The following is a 7,310-nucleotide window of genomic DNA, read 5'->3' on the forward strand; positions in this document are numbered from 1 at the left end:
CACATTAGTGTCACATTAAAAATTGTGAAAAAGTTTAACGCCGAATCAAGCCGCTTTGTTAGTACTGTTTCAACATCGTTTCTTTATAGTTTTCTGCTTTTATTTCAACTTGATATTTGCTAGCCAGTGAATCCAGCTCCGCTTGCCACATCGCCAAATCATCCATCGTTATGGTATTGTCATCCAATTGCCATAGCTGACGAGATCCCGCATAGCTATACTGAATCGCCGTCATCGCGTCCACATCCCCCTGCTGCGCAGCCTGTTTTAACTTCGCCATTTTACGAGTGATTTTGTTCAGTGATTGCTTTAAGTCCCACACATAACTTACTTCGGTCATAAAGGGGTGCGCTTTATGCTTTTTGAGCACGAGCCCAATAACGATGCAGGTCACGACTACACCAGTTAAATTCCAATGAAAATGGCTACCATCTACATCAGGAAATAATTGGATCAATAACTGAGCAACCCCTAAACTACCGATTGTTAGCGCTGCAACGCAAGCAATGATAACTTGATTTAAATGTTTGCGATAACGCGCCTTGTTGATCTCAACTAACTTCATAACAACCTATGATCACGAAAAATTAAATAATGCACTCTGCTCCTCGTGCATTGTAATCCAAGGCCTGTAGCCAAACCAAGATACATATCAAAAAAATCTAAAAACTTTCACCCCGTTTCCGTTACCCAAACGTTCTATTTACGAAAACAACATAACGGGGATAAAATCATGACGACATTAGCCACTCTTCAACGGCATAACTCAGCAATTCCAAAACTCGCACTAGCACTTGTTGGCGCAGTTATTATTACTTTTGCCACCTTTGGCTTTATGCAAAACTTGGTTTCTCAAGAACTCACTCGCCCCATTATCGACATAGAAGTATTTGATCTTACTATTGCAGCAGATAGAGAGGACTCTCCAGTCGAAGAAAAAAGGATAATGCCAGAACCACCAAAACCAATAACGGCCCCGATTAGACCTACTGAAAATATCGTTGATACAGGAGATAATCTACAAATTAGTAGCGAGACACCTAGCTTAGATTTAGGTAAGTTTACTAACACAATGACGCTGCAATTCTCCACCGATGGGCAAGCGACTCCACTTGTTAGAAGCAACCCTAACTATCCACCTGCGGCTGCGAGAGATGGAGTGGAAGGCTGGGTAGAAATGGAGTTTGCCATTTCTCCACAAGGCGAAGTGATTGATGTTAAAGTGACGAATGCGGAACCTAAAAGAGTATTTGATCAGGCTGCTGTCAGAGCACTAAGGAAATGGAAATATAGACCACTTATTGTTGATGGAAAACCGCAACCGCAATACGCTCAGCGCGTTGTATTAGAGTTTACACTGGAACAGTAACAGCCATTGATATGTAATCAATTTGAGTCGCTGATTCACGAAGTAAACTTCTTAATTTAGCTTATTGATATTAGGGTCTATTGACCCTTGAGACTTAGGATTGCCTATGCTGAGTAGCTTGAAAATGTGGCGTGCTCGCGCCATCAGCAACGTAGAAGATCCGCTTTATGAATATGCAACAACGGGTAAAGTAAAATACCTCGAGCAAGTCATTGAGCGCTATCAAAGTGATTTATTTCACTTTCTGAAAACACAAACACAGGCGGCGTCGGCAGAAGATATATGTCAAAAAACATGGCTAAAAGTCATCGAAAAGAAAAGCGCTTATCGACAGCAGGGCCACCCCAAGGCTTACTTGTTTCACATTGCACGTAACCTGCTAATCGATTCAATCAGAGCGTCAGGTAAACTCTCTGAGTTGACAGATAGTAAAGTAGGTATGACCAACTCCAATGAGTTTACAAAAGCCTCGGAGGAACAGTGGCTATACCAGCAAATTGCTGCACTTCCTTTATTACAAAAAGAAGCGCTAAGCTTACAGTTAGAGGGGTTCAGCTTAGCTGAAATAGCACAAATTGTAGGGGCCACACAAGAGACCGTAAAAACTCGAATTAGATACGCAAAAGAGACACTTAAGTCTCAAGTGGGTGAAAATCATGAGTAATTTAGACAAATTTGACGCCAAGTTAAAAGCGGCTTACCAAGCCAACAAGCAGAACAAACCGTTAACTTTGGCTACTCGCATCAAGGTGCGACTAGTTAGCTTTGTCCATCATTTTTTGGGTCGTATAGAAACTTGGCAATGGAGCGCGGTTACTTGTTCAGTCGCTTTACTTTTCACCTTATGGTATCAAAATCAACATGTTGATATTGATAAAGAATATAACTCAAGTGCTCATTTAGTCAGCTATGGAGATTTTCAACACATCGAAACACATGAGCTACAGCAAGGCCAGTATCTTGCCCGTATAGATAAACAGAAAAAAGTGCTGGATGCTAGATTTGAGGCTACGCAACAACAAGTTCAAGAACAGCGTTACGGTCGACTCGTTGCGATTAACGATGATGCTTGGTTAATTGAAGAGTGTAATACCCATACTCTCATAGAGTTAAAACAAAGCCTACTTAGCGTGATGCCACAGCCAAAAACTAGTGTTATCAATTTTAATACGCCAGTTATGCTAGCACTGTCGACCGCCAACAACGGGCAAATTATTGCTATTGAAAGTACGGGACAAAACCAAGTTTTGGCTTGCCCCTAACTGGCGCTTACTTTTAAATCATAATAAGACTGGCAATAAAGAAGCAGATAATTGCTAATACCCCACCCACCAATGCATAAGGCAACTGGGTTTTAACATGAGTCAGTAAGTCACATCCAGATGCCAGTGCCGATACCGCGCTGGTATCAGAGATAGGCGAGCAGTGATCGCCAAATATTCCGCCACTTAAGATAGCACCAAGCACAAGCGACGGTGGCAGGCCTAGCGCTTGAATAAGTGGCACGCCAATCGGTATTAATATGGCGAAAGTTCCCCATGATGTACCCGTTGTAAATGACATGATTGCACCTGTAATAAAGAGTACAGGTACTATCAAGTAAATAGGCAGATAGTCACCAACTAAAGACGCAACAAAAGTCCCTGTTCCCAACTCTTTTAGACTTGCGCCTAAAGTCAAAGAGAGTAACACAATGCTTACCAATGGCAGCAGCTCCCCCATCCCCTTAAATCCAACATCCATTAGCTCGTGATGACTAAATCTCTTACCACTTAACAGCAGCAGGTACGCAACGGTTGAAGCTAAAATTGTGGCATAAAGTACTGACTTAGAGCCACTACCATTTGCCAATACACCGTTGCCTGTCCAAAACATAAATCCAATCATACTTACAATCAGAGTTAACAAAGGGATCAGCATATAACGCGATTTGGTGGCACTTGGCCCACTACTTATTTCAGCTGTATGGTGCTTTAACTCTTGCTCTGCGGCCCTCATCGGTCCATGAACTTTATCAAAGACAATCGTATAGAGAACAATTAACAGTGCAATAATCGCATAGAAATTAAAGGCAACACTACCCCATAAAATACTCACTGCCGACTGCTCAAGTTCGTAGTTACTCAGCAATCCAAGCACATAAGCGCCCCAACCATTAAGTAAAATCAAAATACATACAGGAGCGCTAGTACTATCGATGATATAAGCCAAACGAGCCCGACTCATTTTGAACTTATCAAATAGTCCCCTCGCAACAATACCAGAGGTTAGTACACTCATATTTGATTCGATAAACACTGCCGTGCCAGTAAACATGGTTAGTAAGCCAACCTGACGTTTACTTTTAGCGACGCCTCGATTAAGCAGCATATTCACCGTTGCAGCAACCCCGCCAGACTCTCTGATGTAGGCGAGCAATGCACCGATCACTATACTAAAAATCAAGATCCGGCTGTTACCTGCCGATGTTGCAACCTCAATAACACGTTCAATACTGCCTACGAATGTGCCAGCGACTAGTGACTGCTGACCATGTAGAGCCAATAAAAATTCGGAAGAAACTAGCGCTAAAATCAATGCGATAATCACTTCTTTACGCCAAAACACGACTGCAATTGCAATCAAAGGTGGCAAAATCGAGTACCAAGCCATATAGTTTAATCTATAAATTCAAAACACTTAGCTTAAGTTAAGCGGTTTAAAACACCAAGTCTTTGCGACTAAATTAAATTTAAGTCAACATTTAACCCCAATACTGGTACAATGAGTGTGTTTTGTGCAATGATATTCCTTTTTGGTCTATCGTAACGTTCCAATTGAACCTATAATATGGACAGATTAATTTAGTTCGGATTGAGTATCGCATGTCTACATTTGTCAAAATAAAAGCACTTCGTCCATCACTATCAAATAGTGAAGCAAAGCTTGCTGACTTTACCTTGAACTCGGGCGATAAAATCCGTGCGCTTTCCTCCGTTGAGCTGGCACGCGAAGCCGGTGTCAGCCAATCTAGCGTCGTAAAATTTGCCCAAAAGCTGGGTTATAAAGGATTTCCAGCATTTAAACTTGCCGTTGTTGATGCGCTCAACGAGCAAACAGATACCAGCGCACCAATTGATGAGTTAATTTCCAGTAATGACTCCATCGAGTTAATCGCAGATAAATTACAACTAAAACAGCAAAATGTTATTTCCGAAACTCGAAAACTTAACTCAGCAAAACAGTTTGAGAACGCAATTCAGTTGGTGAAGAACGCACGAAAAGTCATTGTGTGTGCACTTGGTAGTACTTTCACTATGGCCCAAGATTTAACTTGGAAACTCCAAAAGCTTGGTATTCCGGCAATTGCTCAGGTTGATGAAATCAGCGCCTCCAGCTTTATTGCAACGATGGGGAAAGACGATCTTTTTATTGTGATCAGCAATACAGGAACCAGTAAGAGCTTGCTAACCTTGACTAATCAAGCATTGGATAATGGTTGTAAATGTCTTGCCATTTCTCGTTATGGTAGCCACTCACTTGCGGAAATGGCAGATGCGATACTGTATTGCATCAATGAAGGGGAGCCACTTAAACATTCAGGTATGCTGTCTCGTACTTCTCAAGCCTACCTTATTGATGTTTTATTCACGGCACTTGCACAATCAAACCTGCATTGGCAAAAACGCGTGGATAAGGCCAATGAAAACATGCAAGTATTGCGTAGCGAGTAAGACTTAATCTGCTCACGGCAGACTCGTGCTGCCGTTTACCTCTAGCAAAAACCCGTTACGGTCTCGGGTATAATAAATACTTTTTTCGCTGCTTTAAAAAATCTTGTACATCCTGCTGCCACAGCTTTCTCAACTCTGATGCCGATTGGCCAGACTCAATGGCTTTGCGGATTTTGTCCGTACCTGCAAGCTTATCGAGAAAATCGGGGGACTGAAAAAACGCTTTATTCTCGTACTTGAACTGTGCGTATGCAGCGACAAACCAAGTTAGATCAAAACCTCGTACTTTGCTGTTTCTTAAGTCCAAGCCAAACGCAGTCACACCATTTAATTTAGGATTGGAAGCCGCCCCCAACACAGGTCTAGGTGTGAACTGAAACTCACCCAATTTAGGAGCTGGGTAGCCAAAAACTTGAAATGGAAAATTCGTTCCACGACCTACAGAAATAGGTGTCGCTTCAAAAAAGCACAATGATGGATACAAATAGATTGCTTGCTGGTTTGGTAGGTTAGGACTTGGCGGGATCGGCAATCTATATTCCGTGCTGCCACTATAGTTTCGCATTGGAAATACACGTAACTGTGGCGCTTTAAGCGAGGTTAACCACCCCTCTCCTTTAATCATAGTTGCCAGTTCGCCAACGGTCATGCCATGCAATACGGGAATGGGATGCATACCAACAAAAGATTGAAATGGTTTTTCTAATAATGGGCCATCAACATATGCGATATTTGGATTTGGCCTATCAAAAACCCAAAATTCAATATTTGCATCGGCTGCGGCTTCCATCGCGAGGTGCATAGTGCTGATGTATGTATAAAAACGCAACCCCACATCTTGAATATCAAAAATAAGCACATCGATATCTTTGAGCTGCTCAGGCCTTGGCTTTTTATTACTGCCATAAAGCGAAATGATTGGTAGCCCAGTTTTCACATCTTTTGCATCAGCTACTTTAGCACCCGCATCATAATTACCACGAAACCCATGTTCCGGTGCAAAGACCTTTTTAACATCCACTTCTTTATTAAGTAAGTAATCAACTAGATGTTGGTCGTCAACGCGGGATGTTTGGTTTACGATTAACCCGACGCGCTTACCTTTTAACACAGGTAAATACTCATCTGCGCGCTCAGCACCTAATGTAAGCGCTTCAACGGTTAAAGGAACACAACAAAAAACAAGCAGTAAATAAACTCTGAGTGATTGAAACATATAACGCTTTCTCTAAATAAATACGCGATTAGGGTATCAGTCAGAAAAAAAATGAAAAGTGTTTAGGGAGTTTTATCATGCAGTAGCGGACGCAGGACGTGTGCTGTAGAGAGTGAACCTCCGAGCGCCTTCATATTCAACTTTCGTAACTGATCGCAGGGTAAACCTGCTCCTACACGAAATGTTTAGGCACAAAAAAACCGACTTCCGTTGGCTTGTTTATCTCTTTATTTAACCTCTTAAGGAGAAGTGGCGGATGCAGGACGTGTGTTGTGAAGAGTGAATCTCCGACAGCCTGTTTTTACCTTCATTCTTTAACCACTTGAGGAAAAGTGGCAGACGCAGGACGTGTGTTATGGAGAGTGAATCTCCGACCGCCATCATACTCAACTTCTGTAAAAGATCGCAGGGTAAGCCTGCTCCTACACGAAATGTTTAGGCACAAAAAAACCGACTTCCGTCGGCTTGTTTATCTCTTTATTTTACCACTTGAGATAAGTAGTGGATGCAGGACCTGTATTGTGAAGAGTGAACCTCCGACAGCCTGCTTTTACCTTCATTCTTTAACCACTTGAGGAAAAGTGGCGGTCGCAGGACGTGTGTTATGGAGAGTGAATCTCCGACCGCCATCATATTCAACTTTTGTAAAAGATCGCAGGGTAAGCCTGCTCCTACACGAAATGTTTAGGCACAAAAAAACCGACTTCCGTCGGCTTGTTTATCTCTTTATTTTACCACTTGAGATAAGTAGTGGATGCAGGACGTGTATTGTGAAGAGTGAACCTCCGACAGCCTGCTTTTACCTTCATTCTTTAACCACTTGAGGAAAAGTGGCGGTCGCAGGACGTGTGTTATGGAGAGTGAATCTCCGACCGCCATCATATTCAACTTTTGTAAAAGATCGCAGGGTAAGCCTGCTCCTACACGAAATGTTTAGGCACAAAAAAACCGACTTCTGTCGGCTTGTTTATCTCTTTATTTTACCACTTGAGATAAGTAGTGGATGCAGGAC

Annotated in this window: 7 protein-coding genes; 4 read left to right on the forward strand and 3 right to left on the reverse strand. The window is 42.3% G+C overall.

From position 1 onward, the window contains the following. Positions 1-58: 58 nt before the first annotated feature. Complete coding sequence (locus tag NO992_RS08585) at positions 59-565, reverse strand: DUF3087 domain-containing protein (protein WP_017216312.1); 507 nt, start codon at positions 563-565, stop codon at positions 59-61. Positions 566-733: 168 nt separating this feature from the next. Here NO992_RS08585 and NO992_RS08590 point away from each other — a divergent pair, with 168 nt between their 5' ends. The 3 genes from NO992_RS08590 to NO992_RS08600 all read left to right on the forward strand — a co-directional run bounded on the left by NO992_RS08590 (position 734) and on the right by NO992_RS08600 (position 2,631). After that, positions 734-1,369, forward strand: coding sequence for an energy transducer TonB (locus NO992_RS08590; protein WP_371376148.1), 636 nt, complete (start codon positions 734-736; stop codon positions 1,367-1,369). A gap of 106 nt (positions 1,370-1,475) precedes the next feature. Beyond that, positions 1,476-2,033: an RNA polymerase sigma factor gene (locus tag NO992_RS08595; RefSeq protein WP_010375960.1), complete on the forward strand. Its 558-nt coding sequence runs from the start codon at positions 1,476-1,478 to the stop codon at positions 2,031-2,033. Further along, positions 2,026-2,631 (forward strand): hypothetical protein, encoded by a 606-nt coding sequence (locus NO992_RS08600; RefSeq protein WP_010375962.1) that lies wholly within the window; start codon positions 2,026-2,028, stop codon positions 2,629-2,631. The genes NO992_RS08595 and NO992_RS08600 overlap by 8 nt, the downstream gene beginning before the upstream one ends. Positions 2,632-2,644: 13 nt before the next feature. Here NO992_RS08600 and NO992_RS08605 read toward each other — a convergent pair whose 3' ends face one another. After that, a complete protein-coding gene (locus NO992_RS08605) occupies positions 2,645-4,021 on the reverse strand; it encodes a Na+/H+ antiporter NhaC family protein (RefSeq protein WP_010375965.1) in 1,377 nt (458 codons plus the stop codon). Positions 4,022-4,233: 212 nt separating this feature from the next. Between NO992_RS08605 and NO992_RS08610 the strand changes: the two genes are divergently transcribed. Then, positions 4,234-5,082 (forward strand): MurR/RpiR family transcriptional regulator, encoded by an 849-nt coding sequence (locus NO992_RS08610; protein ID WP_010375966.1) that lies wholly within the window; start codon positions 4,234-4,236, stop codon positions 5,080-5,082. A 55-nt stretch (positions 5,083-5,137) separates the two neighbouring features. Here NO992_RS08610 and NO992_RS08615 read toward each other — a convergent pair whose 3' ends face one another. Further along, positions 5,138-6,298, reverse strand: a complete 1,161-nt coding sequence (locus tag NO992_RS08615) for an exo-beta-N-acetylmuramidase NamZ domain-containing protein (protein ID WP_371376153.1) — start codon at positions 6,296-6,298, stop codon at positions 5,138-5,140. Between the last annotated feature and the right edge of the window lie 1,012 nt (positions 6,299-7,310).

The organism is Pseudoalteromonas sp. DY56-GL79, from assembly GCF_041414765.1.
GTDB classification, from domain to species: domain Bacteria; phylum Pseudomonadota; class Gammaproteobacteria; order Enterobacterales; family Alteromonadaceae; genus Pseudoalteromonas; species Pseudoalteromonas piscicida.